The sequence below is a fragment of the Oscillatoria salina IIICB1 genome (genome assembly GCF_020144665.1).
Lineage (GTDB): Bacteria > Cyanobacteriota > Cyanobacteriia > Cyanobacteriales > SIO1D9 > IIICB1.
In genome coordinates this window covers 1-19,020 of the sequence record NZ_JAAHBQ010000050.1, presented here as the reverse complement: position 1 = coordinate 19,020, position 19,020 = coordinate 1, and the positions used below count along the sequence as shown (strand labels likewise).

The following is a 19,020-nucleotide window of genomic DNA, read 5'->3' as shown; positions in this document are numbered from 1 at the left end:
TTAAGTGTAAGCTAGCAAATAAATAATTAATAACTAATTAAATATGAAGAAAGAACCAGTTGTAGAAATCGAAAATCTCAATCATTATTTTGGTAAAGGAGCGCTAAGAAAACATATTTTATTTGATATTAACTTGACGCTAAAAACAGGAGAAATTGTGATTATGACAGGACCTTCTGGTTCTGGGAAAACAACCTTACTCACATTAATGGGAGGTTTGCGTTCTCCCCTGTACGGTAGTTTAAAAGTTTTAGGGCAGGAATTAGTAGGAGCGAGAAAAAGTCAATTAGTAAAAATTAGACGTAATATAGGCTATATTTTTCAAGCACATAATTTACTGCGATCGCTAACAGCTAGACAAAACGTACAAATGTCACTTGAATTGCATAATAAGTTTACTCCAGCAGAGGCAAAGGGAACAGCTATTGCCATTTTAGAAGCAGTCGGGCTAGGTGAGAGAGTAAATTACTATCCGGATAACCTTTCTGGGGGACAAAAACAGCGAGTAGCGATCGCGCGAGCTTTAGTCAGTCATCCAAAAATGGTATTAGCAGATGAACCCACTGCGGCACTAGATAGTAAATCTGGCCGGGACGTAGTCGAACTCATGCAAAAACTAGCGAGGGAACAAGGATGCACGATTTTGATTGTCACCCATGATAACCGCATTTTAGATATTGCCGATCGCTTGATTCATATGGAAGATGGACACCTGGTTCGCAATCGAGCTAATGATATAGTAACCTCTACTCAAGCTTAATTAAGATTTAGCTGGAGACTTGCGAGTGTTACCTCCCCATTTCGGATTAAGAGTAACGCCACCGCCTTCAGTTGATTGCTGTAAAACCAGTAAAGGAGTTGGTTTTGCCTTTTGATCCCACTCCATTGTGACAATACGACCTTGAATAGTAGGATACCAGTTTTCGTGATTTTCTTCTGGCATCAAAAACTTTTCAATACAGTCAATAATTTGATTGATTGTCGTAGAAGTAGACTGAGTTGGTAATTTGGTTAACTTGATTTGAATGCGAAATAAAACGCCCTTTTGTCTCTTGCCACTTCTGGTGACTGTATCATAAGTGACATCAAATTTTTCATCAATTTGTCGTCCGCTTGTATTAGCAATACCAACTGTACTTTCTCTCGTATCTGGACGCAGTGCTGCACCAATTAATTGCTTGACTTTAACTTTAATATGGTTAACGATCGCGAAGTGAAACACCTCATCTTCCATGCGTAATCTCAGATAATCGAGATTAAATTCCCGCGAGTGAACCAAGTCAGGATTAGTTTCCATTTTCTTGATCGTATTGAGAGCTAATTTCAACTTTTTCTGTAACTCTCTCGTTTTGAACTTTTCAAACTTAAGTGCTTTATCCCTTTTCTCGAATTCGAGTTTGCCGTAAACTGCCAAAGCGATCGCGCCAATCGCTAGTAAAATTGTTGTAGAAAGAAAAATTTTGGCAGGTAAGGAAAAACTACCGGAAGGTGGCGCTGATTCCGGCGCAGGTGGTTGGCTAGCTTCAGTTTGAGCCAACACAGGTTCGATCAAAAATAATTGAGAAGACATAATCTCCACTCTTGTTAGTTAAAATGGCATATCTATTTCTAGGATGCCCTCAATCTCAGCATAAAAATATTTAGATTCCACAAAGATGAGACTAAGTAGCATTCTAATGCTGCCACCTTGCCCGGTATCCCCGCGCATCAATGTGGCAAAGGTAGGGAAACTGCGTATATCGACCTAAACCACCAGGGAACCAAGGGTCTAAAGTCCAGTAAATTTGATTTCCCGTGAGATGTTCGCAAACAAAATCGATCGCGTCTCCAAAGCAATGACGACTAGTTTTCGCCCCACCAAGCGCATGGTTAACGTGAGGAGGACGATACCAGCTAGCGATAATCAAGGGAAGACCAAGGCGATCGCGCACCCTTTGTGCTAGTGTAGCAATCCTGACAATCGCTTCTACGGTTGTTAGATCTGAAGGTATAAAAATCCCGCCTGCGGTGGCTTCTGCCCAGGTAAAAGCGCCATCTGGGATAATTGGTGCAAAAAGCTGAATGTTCTCTGGAGTCCAGTTTTCCGGGCGAGGGGGAATAGCGATCGCTCGGAATCGATCTTCGATTTGAGGACGTTCTCTAGCTAAAATTTTTAAGTCTTCGCTTAAAGAGGCGATCGTTTGGCTGCGCGTCTTCAAACCTCGCCAAAGTTGGACAAGTCGGAGCAAAGCTTCTCGCTGATAATCTATTTCTTGATAAGCGCTAGGAATACGTTGGACAAAACTCAGCAATTCCATGTCTAACTGAGTCGCCAGATTAACTAAACTTTCTTGTTCGCCAGTATTAGCAGTGAGGATTGTCGGATCGATTCCTAAAACCTCCAAAACCTCCGCGCGATCGCTTAACTGTCGCCAAACTCGAAAAGCTTCTGTCAAAGCATTGCGTTGTTGACCCTTACCTTCGTAATATTGAGGAACTCGTCGCACAAAAGCAATCAAAGCCGGATCGAGAGATGCTAACCCTGGATCGGGAGAAGTATTATTTTCCAGAGAGGCGATCGCTTCTACTCTACTTTCCAACTGTCGCCACAGTTGAGTCAAACGCAGCAAAGCTTCTCGCTGATGGGGATAGCCCCCATAATTAGCAGAAATGCGCTCCACGTACTCCTTCAGGAGCAAATCTAACTCGGACTCAGTTAAATTTTCCGGCAAAACATTCGCCTCAGCCGCCAAAGCCGATCTCGCACTTTCTTGACTATCTAATTTCCGCCACAACCGCGCTGCTTCCAATAAGGCATCTCGCTGGTGCGCCCAACCTAAATAATACTCAGGAACGCGCTCCACTAATTTCAACAATGCCGTATCTAAATAAGCTAAATTTTGCGGCAGTTGGGAATAATCGAAATTAATTTCCATGTCTACCCGATAAGCAGACAAAAGTTTCCCAAAATCCGTAGACTCTAAACGTGCGGCTGCCTTTTCCTTCGCTGTAGGAATATACCCATCAGCTACTGTTTCCACAAATTTGTCACTGTAGCGACCTTTTTCAGCATTCCAAAGATCCTCTCCCGACCAACCCAAATTAATTAAACTATCAGTCAAAGCGCGAATTGTATTCGCTGCATACTGTACCTGTTCGGGAAAAGTATCAAGCTGTTCCGAGGAAATTTGATTCACGGGAAAAATTCCTAATCCAGTTTCCCCATCAGCCAGAGAAGGTGCAGCACTAGCTGCATAAAGTGCCGCTAGTATTGGCTTATGAATGCCACTACGTTCGGCTTCGAGGAGATAGTAGTAGTTACGCTGTATCAGTGTTAATTTAGCCATGCCGAATAATCTTTTTTACCCAATTCAAGGGTATCCCTTACAGGATAATCTATCTCTCCGCCGCTTTTGAGCTAGCGATAAGTTAATTTACTACCAAGATCTTGTATTCTTAACTGCTCCCCTCCCTCCGCGTTGCTAAAGGGAGGGGATTCTTAAGCCATCCAAAAATGGACTCTATTTGGCGTAGTCAAAGCGCCACTACTGACTCCTTTGAGAGAAAACTTCAAAGTCGCCGCTACTTTTTTAAGGATATTTGCTACAGCATCGAACTTAAGCCAATCCCACCAACTTTTCGCTTAATTCCCACAGACGCTTCGCTTTGTCATCATCACTCGCTTCATCAGAAACTTCTTGGACAAATGACTGACGACCTTTCTTTTGGCGATTTCCCCAACTCCAATAACTACCAGATTCACTGAATTCTGGGTCAGCTACTACGGCTGCAACCCGCTCTCCAGCTAACTCTTCGCTTACGAATCCTCCAGTAATATATTTCTGGAACAAGGGGAATATTTTCTGAAACAAGGAATAGTGATTTCTAAATAAAGCTGTAGTCGCCACACATCCGGGATATAAAGAACTAAAAACGATCCCCGTAGAATCGTGATAGCGTCGATGTAACTCCCGCATTGTCAAAACATTACAAAGTTTACTATCTTTGTAAGCTTTACCAGATTTAAACTTCTTACCATTAATCATCGCAATTGGTTCTTTGAATCCTGCTTCAAAACCTTGGAGATTTCCCAAGTCTGGAGGTGCAGGAATGGGAATTTTTCCTCCCAACTCTTTCGGGTTGGCTGTTACGGTTCCCAAAATTACCATTCTTGGCTCGGAAAGTGATGACTTTTGCAAATCTTCGAGCATTAAGTTACACAAGAGAAAATGACCCAAGTGATTTGTCGCGACGCTCAATTCATAACCTTCGGCGCTGCGTTGTGGTTCTTTTGACAAAGGCAAATAAACTGCCGCATTGCACACTAAAGCATCTAAGGTTCTGCCAGTTTCACGAAAGTCCTTGACAAATTCTCGTACACTATTCAAACTGGCGAGATCGAGATGGATAATTTGGTAGCTGTCTGCTGGCATTCCAACGCTTTCAGCAGCTTTTTTCGTTTTGTCGAGATTCCGACAAGCCATGACAACAAACCAACCTCTGTCAGCAAGGGCTTTTGCTGCTTGCAAACCGACTCCGGAAGACGCACCAGTAATTGCAACTGTTGACTTACGCTCTTGTTCCATACTGTTTAATTTACTTTAACTGTAGTTAACCTATTTTTAGGATCTCACAACCAAGAACCACGAGCTAGATCCCAATCTTAAATTAACTGCGTAACGTACCCGCACGGCAATCCCGTAACCATAGTTTAACTGCTTGACCGATTACGCCTTTACTGGTTTCTCGTGGGGGTAAGGGCGGACGTTCTGCTGAGGGGGAACCCAGTCGGGAAAAAATTGTGACTACTCGCCAACCACTGTCAGTTTGGACTAAAAATAACCAGTGATAGTGTTGTGTTTCGATGGCTTTTTCGTCGGTATATTGTCGTTCTAGGGTGGTAAAAAATATTTGTTGAGGTGGTTCTAAGGCGATCGCGTTTGGTGCTGGATTATATTCCCCTGGACCGAGGGTGAGAGGCTCAAATTCAGCCCTTCCTGCGATAATTACATAGCTGAAGATATCTACATCTCTGTCTAAACGTCGCGCTCTTTGAATGACTCGATTTGCGTAACTGGGCAGGTCTTTGAGCATTTGCTCGGTTAAAATTTTTACATCTGTGGGACAAGTTGAGTTATTATTTATTGCTTGGTTTGGTTGTGCTAAAAGTAGCGACAAACGCGGGTAAAAAGGAACAAGATTTAATACATAAATTAATAAAAAAGTCAATAGGTAGCGCATAAAAATATCTTGACTCGAAAGCGATTTTTAGAGATTACTCAAGTCTTGACAAATGCGCTCCCAAGCTAGTTTAGGATTGTCAGCAGCCGTAATTGGACGACCGATGACCAAATAATCTGCACCCGCAGCGATCGCCTTTTCTGGAGTCATCACCCGGCGTTGATCGCCTGCATCAGCCCAACTGGGGCGCACTCCGGGACAAACTAAGAGAAAATCTTCTCCACATACTTGCCGTAATTGCGCTGCTTCTTGAGGCGAACAAATTGCGCCATCTAAACCCGATTCTTTCGCTAAAAGTGCCATTTGTAAAGCATATTCCGGCAATTCTAAAGGGATTTTTAGGTCAAAAGCTAATTCCCGTGAATTAATACTTGTCAGTAGCGTCACAGCCAGCAATTTTGGTCTTTGATTAGCATTTTCCACGGCTGCAACTGCGGCTTGCAAAGCTTTTCGTCCCGCAGTAGCGTGAATTGTGAGCAAATCTACTTGATATTTTTGCACCGAACAACAAGCACCAGCGAGCGTATTAGGAATGTCATGGAATTTGAGATCGAGGAAAATCCGTTTTTGTCGATTGTGCAAAATTGTTAAGATTTCTTGTCCACAATTGACAAATAATTCCAAGCCAACCTTCCAGAAGCTAACTTGAGGCAAAAGATCGAGTAACGCGATCGCCTCCGATAACGTTGGGACATCTAAAGGAACAATAATTTTCTCATGATTCATAGCGATCGGGGGATTAGTGATTGGGGATTAGGGACTGGGGATTAGGGATTGGTCACTGAAAACCCCCTCTTCCCTCTCTTCCTTGTTTAGGGAATCAGACGGACAAACTTTTTCTTACCAACTTGTAAGACTTTACCAGATAGTTCTTCAGGAGATTGAATCTCGAGAGTAGCATCAGTCAAGCGATCTCCATCCAAACGCACCGCACCACCTTGAATTTGTCGTCGTCCTTCGCCACTACTTTTACACAAACCACTAGCATTGAGAATGTAGTAAACAGGAGCGGGAAATTGTACATTAGACAAAGAATAAGTTGGCACAGCTTCCGCCGCCGCAGTATCGCCACCACTAATATTTTCTAGAGATTCTCTAGCTTTGAGAGCGACATCCTTACCGTGATATTGAGAAACCACATCCAAAGCCAAAAGTTTTTGGCGATCGCGCGGATTTTCTGGCAATTCATCCAAAAACAAATTAGTCAACAACTCAAAATACTCATCCAACAACGCATCAGGAATTCCCTGTAACTTCGAGTACATCGTCAGAGGATCTTCCTTCAACCCCACATAATTTCCCAAAGACTTCGACATCTTTTGCACCCCATCAGTCCCGATTAAAATCGGCAGTAACAAACCAAACTGAGGTTTTTGACCAAAATGTCGTTGCAAATCCCTTCCCACCGCAATATTAAACTTTTGGTCAGTTCCGCCCAACTCCACATCAGCCTGTACAGCCACCGAATCATAACCTTGCATCAAAGGGTAAAGAAACTCATGCAAATAAATCGGATTTTCTTGGCTAAAACGTTCAGCAAAGCCTTCCTTCGCCAACATTTGCCCCACAGTCATTGTCGCCAATAACTCCTGAATTTTTGCCAAATCCAACTTTGACAGCCACTCCGAGTTATAGCGAATTTCCAAACGTCCCGGCGTATCAAAATCCAAAATTGGACGCAACTGATCCAAATAATCGCGAGCATTTTCCCGAACTTCCTGGGGAGATAATTGGCGACGTACCTCCGACTTACCAGTCGGATCGCCAATTTGAGCAGTAAAATCACCAATAATTAGGACAGCTACATGATCGGCATCCTGAAACGCTCGTAACTTGCGAAATGAGATACTATGACCCAAGTGGATGTCAGCACCAGTAGGGTCAATACCCAACTTAACTCGTAAAGGTCGGTCAGATTGTGCCAAAAGTTGAGCCAAATTCTCTTGAGGGTTTTGAGAATCCGGACGATCTGGGAAAATTTCACTAGTTCCCCGAAAAAGCCAATCAAGATCCGAGGTTTGGTTTCCTGGCGGCATAAAGCGATCTCATCTAATTAAAAATCAACAACTGCTGGCACTCAGCCTATCTATTATAAATTGCCAACAATGCCAAACCATTGACAAATTTTTCTTAACTAGCTGTTTTTTACGATTGTGAAAGGAAAATTATCCTCAAATCAATCCCTAAACCAGGATCTTTGACCCCAGGCGGTACTAGCTAAATCCACCTCTAATGTTGTAGGCTACTACTATTTTGACGAAAAACAAGTTAGGCGAGATATCTAGAGTGTGCCAGTTAGTATTTCCCCACCCAAGACCCCTAGCAATAATTTTCATAACCAGTACCATACAAAGTAAGACAGAGTAAAATTTTCTACTTAATCCTGCGTTAGTTAGTAAATTAATGTAATCATCTAAAGGAAAGTGTTGACGTTTTGTTAACCTGCGGGAGCGAGTTGAATCTTTTTTTGAGTGAGGAAGTAAAATCGCCGTGTCCACTAGCACCATTAGACAAAAAACAGAAAATAAGCAAGCTACAACTGCACCAGCTATAAATTTTGCCAAAGGAGTTGCCAAAGCAACAGGTGGCACAATTCTAGGTATTACCATGCTAACCAGTTCGGTTGTAGCTGGAGGACTGGTCGGTTTAGCGGTTAGCTTTCGCAACCTTCCCGATGTCAGAGTGCTGCGGGGTTATGCTCCCACGGAAACTACTTATGTTTATGACATCAAAGGTAGACCTCTTGCCAGTTTGCACGGTGAAGCTAATCGTAAAGTAGTTAAACTTGACGAAGTTTCTCCAGAACTAAAGCGAGCAGTCCTAGCGATCGAAGATAGCCACTTTTATCTTCATGAAGGTATTAACCCCAATAGTATTGGGCGTGCTTTCGTGGCTAACTGGAAACAAGGTTCAGTGGTTGAAGGTGGCTCAACAATCACCATGCAGTTAGTAAAAAATCTCTTCCTCTCTCGCGATCGCACTGTTAGCCGTAAACTCGCTGAAGCAGTCTTAGCAATTCGAGTCGAGCAAATTTTTAATAAAGATGAAATTCTGGAAATGTACCTCAATAGTATCTATTGGGGTCATAACAACTACGGCGTTCAAACTGCTGCGGAAAGTTACTTTAACAAACCGGCTTCGGAACTTACCCTACCAGAAGCCGCGATGATGGCTGGGTTAATTCAAGCTCCAGAAGATTATAGTCCTTTTATTAACTACGACGAAACTAAACGGCGACAGGCAGTGGTTCTGAGCCGGATGGAAGAGTTAGGTTGGATTAACTCAGAGGAAGCGAAAACCGCCCGCGAAGCACCTCTATTAGTAGGTAAACCGACCGCATGGCGCACCAGTAAACTGCCTTACATTACCGAAGCAGTTATTTCCGAATTAAACGATCGCTTCGGACGCGATGCGGTACTCAAAGGTGGTATGCGCGTCCAAACTACGGTAGATTATTATTTTCAACAGAAGGCGGAAGAAATTGTCCAGCGAGGACACCGCAATCTACGTCGCTACGGTGTTTATGCTGACCAAGTAGCGTTAGTAGCTGTCGATCCGCGCACTCACTTTGTCAAAGCTCTTGTTGGTGGGGTAGATTACGAAAAAAGTCAGTTTAACCGCGCGGTACAGTCTCGTCGTCAACCGGGATCTGCTTTTAAATCTTTTGTTTATTATGCTGCTTTTGCTTCCGGTAAATATAGCCCTTATTCGACAGTCAACGATACTCCGGTTAGCTATCGCGATGGTTCTGGTTACTACAGTCCGAAAAACTATGGTGGTGGTTACGCAGGACCGATGAGTATCAGCACTGCTTTAATTCAATCTCGTAACGTTCCGGCTGTGAAAATTGGTAGGGCTGTGGGACTTGATAAAGTTATCGAAGTTTGTCGAATTTTAGGCATTAAGAGTCCTCTGGAACCTGTGGTTTCTTTACCTTTGGGTGCTATTGGTGTAACTCCTCTAGAAATGGCGGGATCTTATGCTACTTTTGCTAGCAATGGCTGGCATTCCGATCCTACAGTGATCGTGCGCGTCACTGACAGTAACGGCAATATTTTGCTTGACAATACCCCTAGACCTAAATTGGTTTTAGATCCTTGGGCTACTGCTTCTCTAACTACGGTTTTAAAAGGAGTAATTGCTGGCGGTACAGGTAAAAATGCCAATATTGGTCGTCCGGCTGCTGGTAAAACAGGTACTACTTCTTCTGAGCGTGATGTTTGGTTTGTAGGTTACGTTCCCCAGCTTTCTACGGCAGTTTGGATCGGTAATGATAATTACAGACCTTTAGGTGCTGGGGTGACTGGTGGCGGACACGCGGCTCCCATCTGGCGGCAATTTATGAGTGAGGCGCTCAAAAATGAACCTGTCAAATACTTCCCTTCTCCTTCTAAGTTCCCTCGTCCCTAAAACTTAGCTTTGATTGGTCGTCGGTCATTGGTCGCTGGCGACCAATGATGTTCGTTATTAGTTAGCACGTAGGCGCATGAATTAGTTTATTCACTAAAAAGCTCCGAGAAGCCTTGCCCTTCAAGGGCGGAGAGGGATAGGAGTTGAAAATAAGGGGTTCGATATTAGTAATTGGGCTTTGGGGCTGCTCTTTCAACCAGCCTGGATGCTCGCAGTTGTTGTCTTGTGCGATAACTTCAGGGTTACTGAAAGCCTCGACCCTAATCGGCGAGGTTGTTTACTAATCCGTCCAAGTCTTCCCAGTGCCTAGTCGCCAATCCGCGATCGCCAATATTTTAATTTTGCTTTTCTAATTCAGCTTTCATACGCTCTAAGGTTATATTCATTTGAGCGAACATTTGCTGAGGAGTAATGCCAAATTGACTTAGTTGAGTTTTAAGTTGTTGTACGGTCATTTGTGCCATAAAATCATCTGAAAGCTCGAACCGCTTCATAAAAATGCGGTAGCGCTCCATCATTTCTTCCATTTGCTGGATGTAAATTTTTTTTCCTTCGCGATCGAATTTGCCGTAATCGCCCCCTAGTTTCATAAGGGATTGATAATCTTCAAATAATTGCTTGGCTTCTTGCTGAACTACTTCCGAGTCAAAAAATCCCATGACTATCCACCTACCACGGAAACACTCGATCTCATTCTAGAGTAGTCGAAAGTTGCCGTAAAATACGGTTTTCCGTATCGGGAAGTCAAGGTGTTTGCGCTTTAGGATTAAAAAAGAGGATGTCAACAGTGGAGAAAAAATTCCCTTGCTCGAAGTAAGTCAATATCATAAAGAAAGAAAGAAACTGTTGTTTTGGTGGTGTTATAGCACCTTTAGTCCCGGTGATTGATAACCTTTTCAACAAGCCGAAAAGTCGGAGAGTAGCAATAATTCTTGCTTTGGTGGGAACGGTAACGCCTTTGGCGGGATTACACAAGCTTTATCTCGGTCAGCCTCTTTGGGGTCTGGTGTATTTACTTTTGTGGGCTACGCCAATTCCTCGGATTGCTTGTGCAATTGAAGCTGTGTGGTATTTAGCGCAGGATGGCGAAGAGTTTAATCGTAGGTTTAATGTGGGTTTGCTATCGATGTCGTCAGGAGGCGATTTGGCTTCGGTTTCGGTTGACCCTTATCAAGTGAGCGCGATCGCTGATTCTCTTCGGGAGTTAGACCGCTTGCGTCAGGAAGGGCTAATGTCTGAGTATGAGTTTGAACAAAAGCGTCGTCAGTTACTCGACCGTATTGCTTAGTTTTTATGGGTCTTTCTGATTGGTTGGCTGCTAAAGGTCAGCAAATTAATCCGCAACGGTTGGCGATTCGCGCTCGGATCGCTAACGATCCTTATTATCGCTTCCAATCGATGGCGGAAGTGGCGGTGGCGGCGGAGTTGGGGATTAAAATTGATGTCAATCAAGCTGGTGTTGATGATTGGCTGCGGCTACCGGGAATTTCTATTCGTCAAGCGCGATCGCTGGTTGAACTTTCAGGTTTGGGCGTCCAGTTTCTCTGTATTGAAGATTTGGCTGCTGCTCTGAGTATCCCTCCTCTTCGTCTTCAACCTTTAGAACCAATTCTCTATTTTGCTTACTATAATATAGATGGTTTGTCAACCCCAAAAAGGTTTAATCCGAATACAGCTTCGGTAGAAGAATTAGCAAAAATCCCAGTTATCGAACCAGCGATCGCACAAATTATTGTCGAAAATCGTCTCGCTCACGGTAATTACCGCAATTTGGCTGATTTACAGCATCGTCTTTCCCTCAGCAGTCAGTTGATTTCCCATTTAATGCACTATTTGCAGTTTTAGGGGATTGGGGACTGGGGACTGGGGACTGGGGACTGGGGATTGGGGACTGGGGACTGGGGACTGGGGACTGGGGACTGGTGATTGGGGACTGGAGACTGGGGACTGGAGACTGGGGACTGGGAAGAGACAAACTGATAAGATAACAGTTAACTGTTAACTGGTCACTGTTAACAGTTAACTGTTCACTGTTAAACCCCACCAATGCGAGAGAAGGGGAAAAAGCGGAAAATTGCGCGACCGATAAGATTATTTTGGGGGAGGAAGCCCCAAACATGAGAATCATTGCTATTATTACGATTGTCTCCCATAACAAAAAGGTTGCCAGGAGGCACAGAGATTTTTTCTAATTGATAACGTGGAGGTTCAGCGATGTAATCTTCTTGGAGAGGAAGATCGTCGAGATAAACGATCCCATCTCGGACTTCTACAGTATGACCGGGTTCGCCAATTACCCGTTTGATAAAAGCTTGGTCTTGTTCATAGCCTTGGACAATTAACTGCTGAGGCGGCTCAAAGACAATGATATCGCCTCGGTGAGGTGGGTGAAAATAGTAGGAGACTTTTTCGACCACCAAGCGATCGCCGATCGCCAAAGTTGGTAGCATCGAATCAGAAGGAATATAGCGTGGTTCAGCGACAAAAAAACGAATTAATAAGGCTAAACTCAACGCGATCGCGATAACTTGGACATTTTCCCAAATTTGCTTAGTTAATTTCGATTTACTCTTATTTACCTCAGTGTCATTGACATTTTCTCGCTGTTGTGGTTTTTCTGGAACAGAAGTAGAGCTAGAAGTTGAGGCTAAATCTTTTTCCTTAGATGCCATAAAATTTCTTCGCGGTAGAGACTTTGCGTGCAACTTCTGTACATTATCAAAAAATGGTGTGGTCAAACCTTGCCCTTCAAGGGCAAAGTTGCACCACTTCGACAGGAGTTCGGCGAGAGTTGAGCACCAGAAAAAATTAACGGAAAAGCGAATCGACGGCGTTTACAACCAGGAAAGGTTAAAATCGGTGAGTATCATCCTAAAAACAGGTCGATGGAAATCTTTGCCCAACTACAACAAATGGCGGATTAAATAAATAAAGTCCCCGAAAAAATTCTTACCTGCGCCTGAGATCGCAACTACTCTCATCTAGATTGAAGAAAAAAATTGCGTTATGAACTTGGACTTACTTTCAGCCGATGCTGTATCGATCGCGATGGCGATTCGCAGTCGGAAAATTACTGCCAGAAACGTAGTTGGCGCTACCTTAGAGAGAATTGCTGCCAAAAATGAAGCGATGAACTGCTTCACAGCAACTCTTCCCGAACAAGCGATCGCTGATGCTGAGAAAATCGATCGGGCACTTGCCCAAGGTAATTACCCTGGTTCGTTGGCTGGGGTTCCTTTTGCAGTGAAAAATCTCTTCGATGTTGCTGGTTTAACCACTCTTGCTGGCTCAAAAATCAATGCAGAAAATTCTCCGGCGACAATGGATGCTACTGCTGTTGCTCGTTTGAAGCGGGCGGGGGCAGTGCTGATCGGTACTTTGAATATGGATGAGTATGCTTATGGCTTTGTGACGGAAAATAGCCATTATGGTGCTACTCCTAACCCTCACGATGCGACACGAATTGCAGGCGGTTCCTCTGGTGGTTCAGCCGCAGCCGTAGCCGCAGGCTTAGTACCGTTAACTTTGGGTTCAGATACGAATGGCTCGATTCGCGTTCCGGCGGCACTTTGTGGTGTTTATGGCTTTAAACCCACTTATGGTCGTCTTTCGCGGGCAGGTACGGTGTTGTTTTCCAGTAGTTTAGACCATATTGGTTCGTTTGCTCGTTCAGTAAGAGATATTGCGACAACTTTTGATTTTCTGCAAGGGGAAGATAATCGCGATCCGATTGTCTCTCGCCATCCTCCCGAACCTTGTTTACCTCAATTAGATTTTGGGATTAAAGGATTGCGGATTGCTGTCGCAGATGGGTATTTTACTGAAGGGATCGAACCGGAAGCTTGGGAGGCAGTTGAACAAGTTGCGGCGACTTTAGGGGCAAAAAGTCGGATTAATTTACCAGAATCTCATCGTGCGAGAGCCGCCGCTTACCTGATTACGGCGGTAGAAGGAGCGAATTTGCATTTAAATAACTTGCGAAATCGCCCTAGTGATTTCGATCCGGCGACACGCGATCGCTTTATTGCAGGTGCGATGATTCCTGCTACTTGGTACGTTCAATCTCAACGTTTTCGTAATTGGTATCGGTCGCGTCTGCGGGAAATTTTCCAAAAGGTAGATATTATTCTCGCACCTACGACTCCCTGCGCGGCTCCACCTTTGGGACAAGAAAAGATGGTTATTGCTGGCGAAGAAATTCTCGTCCGTCCTAATTTAGGGCGTTTTACTCAACCTCTTTCCTTTGTTGGTTTACCTGTTTTATCGGTTCCGGTGCGTTGTGCGAATAACCTGCCGTTGGGGGTGCAAATTATTGCTGCACCTTATAACGAAGCTTTGATTTTACGAGTAGCCTCGGTGCTAGAAAATCGAGGAATCGTTTCTGTGGCGATCGCTGAGTAAGATTGGTAGTAAAAACTTTAGCTTAAACTAGCGAGAAGCCCACTCTGCAATCAAAGATTACAGAGTGGGAGTATCGTAAACTTTAAATAAAAATATAGTCAAATATAGTCATTCATGTTGATATATCACTGTAGTAACTATTTTGATTACTGCTTTGCTGTCAAACCTAGATAAACGCCCAACAAAACGATCGCAAAGGAGATTGCATTCGAGAGATTCAAAGTTTCCTCAAAGGCAAACCAAGCAGCGATCGCTGTCAGCACTGGATCTAGCAAAAATACTAAAGCTACTAAACTTGCTGATAGTTGACTGAGACTATATGTGACAAAGCCTACAGCTAAAAGTTGACCGACGATCGCTAACGTAAATACTGCTAACCACCCTTGAAAGGAAACAGGGAATACAGGTTCACCTAACATACATGTAATCAATAGCATGACAACTGCTCCAGCTAAAGAAAACCAAAACACCATTTGCATTGTATTGGCTTGGGTTTGTAAGCGTTCTGTCGCCATCAAACCGATGGCGAAAAATATAGCTGAAGTTAAGGCTAAAATATCACCTTTAATTCTGTGAAAATCTAGTTGAAAGTCATTAAAACCAAGGACAGTTGCTCCTCCTACTGCGATGAGAGTTCCTAACCAAAATTGACGTTCAAACTGGGTTTTAAACACCAACCAACTTCCCACTGTGGTAAATAATGGTGTAAGGCTGTGAATCAAGGCAGAATTAGCTACACTAGTTTCAGTAAGCGACCAAGCCCAGAACACTGGTGCAATCGCATAAGCCAAAATAGTAGTTCCCCAGGTCAAATAGAGATGCTTACTATTTTCAGTAATATCTGCTTCCAAGATCGTTGCTTGTCGAGCAGAAAGATCCTGAAAAAACTGTAAATCAATACTTCGACAACTTACAAATGGGAAAAGATCGAAGTTGCGGATTATCTGCAAAAATTGCCAACACGCTAAAATCAAAGCCGCAATCCAATAACGGTTAAAAATTGTTGCTTCTGGACTAATTTCAACTTCAGACCAGCGAATCAATATGGGGACGAAAGCATAAGCTATTAAGCTCAATACCAGAGAGCCAATTGCTAAATTTTTAGCACTTATATTTTGCATATTTTACTACTTTATTTTCTCTTTCCCTGCGAAAAAGTTACGCAGATAATACTATGAAATCTTCTGCTTGTAGTTCTAGCAAAACCATACTTACTAACTCTCCATTAGGCATCTTCCAAAGCTCATTTTTTTGCACAATAAATCCGCTCTTTTTACACATATTAATTGATTTCATATTGGAAGATAAAATGGCAGCACCAATTTTCTGCATCCCTAATTCCTGAAAAGCATAAGCAACTAGCCGATTGAGAACTAATCTTCCATAACCTCTATTTCTATAAGTATTATCGAGAATAGCAATACCAACTTCAGCAGTTAGTAAATCTTGGTTAAAACCCTTAAGTACACCATAGCCAATCGGTAAATTTTCTACGTTAAAATAAACTCCATATATTAAAGGTTTACTTTTCCGAGAGTAAGGAAAACTGTAAGCTGAAATTGTCTGTATAAATCCTTCGATATCACCTGGTTGAATTGCCAGATTTATTCCCATTAAATCAACTAAATTAGGATCTTGAGCTAGGCGTATGAGATAATCTATTTGTTTATTTTCCAGAGGAGACAAGAAAACTTTTAATCCTAATTTCTTGTACTCCTGCTCTAAAACAATGTTTTTTTTGGTAAAGCTCATTGACTCAGTTATTTTCCTTAGCTACACCTAAAGCTTGATTATTGCTTAACTATTCCCGGTTAGATTGATGACAATTTATATCGCAATACTCATCAATATTAGTATAAAACAAAGTAACTTCTTCTCCAGGCTGAATTTCCCTTTGAGCAATTAAATACGACCACATTCCCACTTCATCCTCGATCCAATTCACACGAGAATTAGGATTTTCCTCATGGTTACATAATGAAGCTAAACCAAAGACAAGGTATCCTTTTACCTGCTTGCTTTGGGAATATTCAACAGGTTGCACAAAACTATACTTAAAGAGTTCTGTCCCTCTTAGAGCGGCTTGTTGCTCGGCTGGAATGATGCTGACAGGAGCAACTTCAAGTAAGGTTCCCGGAGGAATAAATTGGGTAGTAAAAATACCTCTTCCTTTTCCTTGAACTTTTTTAACAATAATCATAAAATATCACGATCGCTCGATTGATAATTTTGGCGATCGGCTTTGACACAAAGTTTCATAATTAGCATAAAATTGTCACAATTTCAATCAAGACAAAGAAGCTAGCTTCTACCGAAGCCGAAAAATCGCTTTGACTAAGGTAGAAATATTTGTCAGTAGTAATTTTATTTCAAAATAACATAAAAAAGCGGCATCCTCCATCCCGTGGCGAGTATTTTTGCCAGTGCGTTTGTCCGGTAGCGACGACAAACGCTGGCGAAACGAACCGATGATGGTGTCAAACAAACCCCGTTCTTGCAACCGCTCTAGCTCTCTTGGAGCTCTCAGATGTCATTACAATACCGAGATTCCCAGTGCTTGAACAGTTTCTTGCCAAAATGAGAATTACTGGGGTTTTGAGTCAGAAAGTGTGCGCGTGCAGTACCTCCATCACATCACAAATATAGCTGATGCCCGAATAATCGTCGAAAAACTCCGCTGCGACCTCATCGGAAATCTTCACAGCCATATCCCGATTGGGGGTGAGTACCTCGAACTTTACATTCGAGAAGGTGTCGCCAACGCTGGGTTGTCCTGACGAGCGCACGCCGCGACTGCCTTTACCGCCAGCGGCAACCACCGTATAACCGGTAGCCCCGGCTTCGTCGATGATCTTGGCGACCTTTTTCAGCAGCACCTTTTCCGTGACGATGACGAGCTTACTGGCTTTCTGGGTCATTTGTGTTACCTCTTGATCCGTTCTGTTGGGACAATTCAAGGCTAGACTCTATGGTTTTGCCTTGAACCATATGTTTAAGATTATGCCAAAGATCGGCAAATCCACTACCCTCTGTTGAGAAAGATTGACTCAGATTAACCGAAGCATTTTATAAAAAACACTTATCTTTTTGGTGCTATGACCACCATTCAACATCAGACCCCATACCGTCATCGACAATCTCATTGCCAAGTACAAATAGAGGCATCTGGTACAGCAGTTGACTCTGGAGACAAATTAATGACCCCCAAGCCGACTGCGATTAGCGCCATCCAACGCAATTTGGGAAGTGCCATTAGAGAAAGCCCTTCTTAATGACAACAACGTATAGAGAAAATTCTGCGATCGCCATTTACATTAACCAAAAATATGCAGGTTTTCTTAAATTAAAAGGAAAACTTATGATCTGAATTTGACATTTCCATGTAGAGCGATCGCAAATTGGTGCGAATTTTAAGATAAACTTAAGCGCATAGACTTAAGTATATAGAGATTCGGATCTTAATAGATCTTGATCTATGGGAGGTAAAGTGGAATTTTTGTCCGATTTCTTGACGAAATTCGGGGCGCAGTTGCAGTCCCCGACACTCGGCTTTCTGATTGGTGGTATGGTCATTGCCGCCCTCGGTAGCAAACTGGAAATTCCAGATGCGATCTATAAGTTCATCGTCTTCATGCTGCTCATCAAAGTCGGCCTGAGCGGCGGCATTGCGATCCGCAATTCCAATATAGTAGAGATGCTGTTGCCCGCGCTGTTCGCGGTGGTAACGGGGATGCTGATCGTGTTCATCGGGCGCTACACTTTGGCGAAGCTACCAGGCATCAGAACCGTGGATGCCCTTGCGACTGCGGGCTTATTCGGTGCCGTGAGTGGCTCTACCCTCGCCGCCGGCATAACGGTACTGGAAGCGCAAGAAATCTACTACGAACCCTGGGCTGGCGCACTCTATCCCTTCATGGACATCCCAGCGCTCGTGACGGCGATCGTCGTGGCCAGCATTTATACCAGCAAGAAGCGCGCTACCGAAGACAAGGATCTTAGCAAGCAGGAGAATCTCAGCAAGCAGCCCGTTGCCGCAGGTGAGTATGCCAGCAAGCCGGAGTATCCCACCACCAGGCAGGAGTATCGCAGCCAGCAGCGCATTACCGCAAGTGGGTATCCCAGAAAGCAGGCCAAGCGGGTCAAAATATGGCCCATCGTGAAAGAAAGTCTCGAAGGATCTGCCCTATCGGCACTGCTACTCGGCCTCGCTCTAGGTCTGCTAACCCAGCCGGAAAGTGTCTATGAAGACTTTTACAATCTCCTCTTCCGCGGTCTGCTTTCAATACTGATGCTGGTAATGGGTATGGAGGCCTGGTCAAGGATTGGCGAGCTGCGCAAGGTTGCCCAGTGGTACGCCCTATATGCCTTAGTGGCACCCCTGCTGCATGGGTTTATCGCCTTCGGTCTTGGCATGATTGCCCACTATGCCACGGGCTTCAGTCCTGGCGGTGTCGCACTCCTGGCTGTCATTGCTGCCTCCAGTTCAGACATCTCCGGGCCGCCCACTTTACGAGCCGGTATCCCGTCGGCTAATCCCTCCGCCTACATCGGCGCGTCTACAGCCGTCGGCACGCCGGTTGCGATCGCCGTGGGAATACCGCTCTTCATCGGGCTTGCCGAGGTGCTGATAGGCAACTGATCCCAGACGGGTCGTGGCAAACCACTATTAATGCTTTACAGCATTGCTCGAGTTTATAGCAGTGAACAGTGAACAGTGAACAGTAAACAGCGATCAAAGTCTATGCTAACAAGGTTTTCCGAAAATAAGGATGTCTTGAGCCAACTCGTTCTCTGCTATAGACTAAAAACTCATACTGTACACTCTAGTATGAAGGATAATTCAGTAAAGGAATAGAAATTTCTGGTGACTAAAACCGTATCCATTAATTTAAAAGTGCTATCTTTGGCAAGCCCTAAAAGTTGATAGACTTCGTTTCTGAAATTTTGGAGTTTTAAAGCAGATTAATTCAAGGTGTTTGATTATTCGCT

20 protein-coding genes are annotated in these 19,020 nt (G+C 43.7%); 7 read left to right on the top strand and 13 right to left on the bottom strand.

Annotation, left to right across the window (positions count from 1 at the left end; translation table 11 throughout):
• Positions 1 to 43 precede the first annotated feature (43 nt).
• Positions 44 to 760 carry a DevA family ABC transporter ATP-binding protein gene (locus tag G3T18_RS15665; RefSeq protein ID WP_224411507.1) on the top strand — a complete coding sequence of 239 codons (717 nt, stop codon included), beginning with the start codon at positions 44 to 46 and terminating at the stop codon, positions 758 to 760.
• Here G3T18_RS15665 and G3T18_RS15660 read toward each other — a convergent pair whose 3' ends face one another.
• The 6 genes from G3T18_RS15660 to tyrS all read right to left on the bottom strand — a co-directional run bounded on the left by G3T18_RS15660 (position 761) and on the right by tyrS (position 7,256).
• The gene (locus G3T18_RS15660) at positions 761 to 1,570 is read right to left on the bottom strand and encodes a hypothetical protein (RefSeq protein WP_224411506.1); all 810 of its coding nucleotides are present in this window, start codon (positions 1,568 to 1,570) and stop codon (positions 761 to 763) included.
• 103 nt (positions 1,571 to 1,673) lie between these two features.
• On the bottom strand, positions 1,674 to 3,326 hold the full coding sequence (locus tag G3T18_RS15655; protein WP_224411505.1) for a D-Ala-D-Ala carboxypeptidase family metallohydrolase: 1,653 nt from the start codon (positions 3,324 to 3,326) through the stop codon (positions 1,674 to 1,676).
• A 270-nt stretch (positions 3,327 to 3,596) separates the two neighbouring features.
• Positions 3,597 to 4,565, bottom strand: a complete 969-nt coding sequence (locus tag G3T18_RS15650; RefSeq protein ID WP_224411504.1) for a protochlorophyllide reductase — start codon at positions 4,563 to 4,565, stop codon at positions 3,597 to 3,599.
• An 82-nt stretch (positions 4,566 to 4,647) separates the two neighbouring features.
• The gene (locus tag G3T18_RS15645; protein ID WP_224411503.1) at positions 4,648 to 5,220 is read right to left on the bottom strand and encodes a hypothetical protein; all 573 of its coding nucleotides are present in this window, start codon (positions 5,218 to 5,220) and stop codon (positions 4,648 to 4,650) included.
• A 27-nt stretch (positions 5,221 to 5,247) separates the two neighbouring features.
• The gene (gene pyrF, locus G3T18_RS15640; protein WP_224411502.1) at positions 5,248 to 5,946 is read right to left on the bottom strand and encodes an orotidine-5'-phosphate decarboxylase; all 699 of its coding nucleotides are present in this window, start codon (positions 5,944 to 5,946) and stop codon (positions 5,248 to 5,250) included.
• Between the two features lie 86 nt (positions 5,947 to 6,032).
• Positions 6,033 to 7,256, bottom strand: coding sequence for a tyrosine--tRNA ligase (tyrS, locus tag G3T18_RS15635; RefSeq protein WP_224411501.1), 1,224 nt, complete (start codon positions 7,254 to 7,256; stop codon positions 6,033 to 6,035).
• Positions 7,257 to 7,710: 454 nt separating this feature from the next.
• On the opposite strand from tyrS, the gene G3T18_RS15630 reads away from it, so the two are divergent.
• Entirely contained in the window at positions 7,711 to 9,630 is a 1,920-nt protein-coding gene (locus G3T18_RS15630) for a transglycosylase domain-containing protein (RefSeq protein WP_224411500.1), read from the top strand.
• Positions 9,631 to 9,965: 335 nt separating this feature from the next.
• Here the strand turns inward: G3T18_RS15630 and G3T18_RS15625 are convergent, their stop codons facing one another.
• Positions 9,966 to 10,289, bottom strand: coding sequence for a DUF1825 family protein (locus G3T18_RS15625; protein WP_224411499.1), 324 nt, complete (start codon positions 10,287 to 10,289; stop codon positions 9,966 to 9,968).
• A gap of 221 nt (positions 10,290 to 10,510) precedes the next feature.
• Here G3T18_RS15625 and G3T18_RS15620 point away from each other — a divergent pair, with 221 nt between their 5' ends.
• Together G3T18_RS15620 and G3T18_RS15615 are read left to right on the top strand one after the other, a co-directional pair.
• Positions 10,511 to 10,918 carry an SHOCT domain-containing protein gene (locus tag G3T18_RS15620; RefSeq protein WP_224411498.1) on the top strand — a complete coding sequence of 136 codons (408 nt, stop codon included), beginning with the start codon at positions 10,511 to 10,513 and terminating at the stop codon, positions 10,916 to 10,918.
• Between the two features lie 5 nt (positions 10,919 to 10,923).
• Positions 10,924 to 11,475 carry a helix-hairpin-helix domain-containing protein gene (locus G3T18_RS15615; protein ID WP_224411497.1) on the top strand — a complete coding sequence of 184 codons (552 nt, stop codon included), beginning with the start codon at positions 10,924 to 10,926 and terminating at the stop codon, positions 11,473 to 11,475.
• A 188-nt stretch (positions 11,476 to 11,663) separates the two neighbouring features.
• Here G3T18_RS15615 and lepB read toward each other — a convergent pair whose 3' ends face one another.
• Positions 11,664 to 12,302: a signal peptidase I gene (lepB, locus tag G3T18_RS15610; RefSeq protein ID WP_224411496.1), complete on the bottom strand. Its 639-nt coding sequence runs from the start codon at positions 12,300 to 12,302 to the stop codon at positions 11,664 to 11,666.
• A 334-nt stretch (positions 12,303 to 12,636) separates the two neighbouring features.
• On the opposite strand from lepB, the gene G3T18_RS15605 reads away from it, so the two are divergent.
• The gene (locus G3T18_RS15605; RefSeq protein ID WP_224411495.1) at positions 12,637 to 14,031 is read left to right on the top strand and encodes an AtzE family amidohydrolase; all 1,395 of its coding nucleotides are present in this window, start codon (positions 12,637 to 12,639) and stop codon (positions 14,029 to 14,031) included.
• Positions 14,032 to 14,177: 146 nt separating this feature from the next.
• Here the strand turns inward: G3T18_RS15605 and G3T18_RS15600 are convergent, their stop codons facing one another.
• The 5 genes from G3T18_RS15600 to G3T18_RS15580 all read right to left on the bottom strand — a co-directional run bounded on the left by G3T18_RS15600 (position 14,178) and on the right by G3T18_RS15580 (position 16,949).
• Positions 14,178 to 15,152 carry a DMT family transporter gene (locus G3T18_RS15600; protein WP_224411494.1) on the bottom strand — a complete coding sequence of 325 codons (975 nt, stop codon included), beginning with the start codon at positions 15,150 to 15,152 and terminating at the stop codon, positions 14,178 to 14,180.
• Between the two features lie 37 nt (positions 15,153 to 15,189).
• Complete coding sequence (locus tag G3T18_RS15595) at positions 15,190 to 15,783, bottom strand: GNAT family N-acetyltransferase (RefSeq protein WP_224411493.1); 594 nt, start codon at positions 15,781 to 15,783, stop codon at positions 15,190 to 15,192.
• A 49-nt stretch (positions 15,784 to 15,832) separates the two neighbouring features.
• On the bottom strand, positions 15,833 to 16,231 hold the full coding sequence (locus G3T18_RS15590; RefSeq protein ID WP_224411492.1) for an SET domain-containing protein-lysine N-methyltransferase: 399 nt from the start codon (positions 16,229 to 16,231) through the stop codon (positions 15,833 to 15,835).
• A 108-nt stretch (positions 16,232 to 16,339) separates the two neighbouring features.
• Positions 16,340 to 16,531, bottom strand: coding sequence for a hypothetical protein (locus G3T18_RS15585; protein WP_224411532.1), 192 nt, complete (start codon positions 16,529 to 16,531; stop codon positions 16,340 to 16,342).
• A 100-nt stretch (positions 16,532 to 16,631) separates the two neighbouring features.
• On the bottom strand, positions 16,632 to 16,949 hold the full coding sequence (locus tag G3T18_RS15580) for a P-II family nitrogen regulator (RefSeq protein WP_224411491.1): 318 nt from the start codon (positions 16,947 to 16,949) through the stop codon (positions 16,632 to 16,634).
• Between the two features lie 177 nt (positions 16,950 to 17,126).
• On the opposite strand from G3T18_RS15580, the gene G3T18_RS15575 reads away from it, so the two are divergent.
• Positions 17,127 to 17,303 carry a hypothetical protein gene (locus tag G3T18_RS15575; protein ID WP_224411490.1) on the top strand — a complete coding sequence of 59 codons (177 nt, stop codon included), beginning with the start codon at positions 17,127 to 17,129 and terminating at the stop codon, positions 17,301 to 17,303.
• A 203-nt stretch (positions 17,304 to 17,506) separates the two neighbouring features.
• The gene (locus tag G3T18_RS15570; RefSeq protein WP_263480439.1) at positions 17,507 to 18,670 is read left to right on the top strand and encodes a sodium-dependent bicarbonate transport family permease; all 1,164 of its coding nucleotides are present in this window, start codon (positions 17,507 to 17,509) and stop codon (positions 18,668 to 18,670) included.
• Positions 18,671 to 19,020: the final 350 nt, after the last annotated feature.